Annotated in this window: 1 protein-coding gene; it reads right to left on the reverse strand. The window is 49.6% G+C overall.

Annotated elements, in window-relative coordinates; translation table 11 throughout:
* Positions 1 to 43 precede the first annotated feature (43 nt).
* Positions 44 to 583, reverse strand: coding sequence for a ribulose-1,5-bisphosphate carboxylase small subunit (locus FQP90_RS23940; RefSeq protein WP_144653431.1), 540 nt, complete (start codon positions 581 to 583; stop codon positions 44 to 46).
* Positions 584 to 607: the final 24 nt, after the last annotated feature.

The raw sequence follows: 607 nt of genomic DNA on the forward strand, positions 1-607 counted from the left end.
ATCGGATTCGACAATATTCGAAAGTCTTGGTAGGTAGAAAAACTTAGTAGCCATCGGGCTTATGTGCGATGAAACTGATACATTGCACTTGACGAACATTGTCGAATCCGATGATACGGACCCAGGACTGTGGGTACTCCTTCTTGCACTCGTTGAGTTCCTTCAACACTTGAGAGGCGTCATTGCACCCGAACATGGGCAACTTCCACATTGTCCAGTATCTGCCATCGTAGTATCCGGGGGAGCGATTGTTCTCACGGTAGGGGAAACCGTGCTCCAACTCGAATTCCAAGCAAGGAACCCACTTGTTGCGAAGAAGGTATTCGACTTCCTTAGCCAATTGGGTTTCGGTCAATGGTGGTAGGTATGAAAGAGTCTCGTACTTCTTCAAACCCAATGGTGGCCACACCTTCATGCATTGCACTCTTCCACCGTTGCTGGGGAGGGACGAGAAGTCGTTAGACTTCTTGGTGACTGGGAAAGCGACGTTGGACTTAAGCCCGGTGAATGGAGCCACCATGCTAGCTTGAGCAGAGGTGGTCCTGTTGACGGTTGCGACAGAGGAGGAAGAGATTGAGGCCATTTTAGATACTTAGGAGGAATGGAC

Source organism: Paenarthrobacter nitroguajacolicus (assembly GCF_007786235.1).
In the GTDB taxonomy this organism is placed as follows: Bacteria; Actinomycetota; Actinomycetes; order Actinomycetales; family Micrococcaceae; genus Arthrobacter; species Arthrobacter nitroguajacolicus_A.

Excerpts from the sequence above, each read along its gene's own strand:
- FQP90_RS23940 (WP_144653431.1), bottom strand. The coding sequence starts at position 583 with ATGGCCTCAATCTCTTCCTCCTCTGTCGCAACCGTCAACAGGACCACC.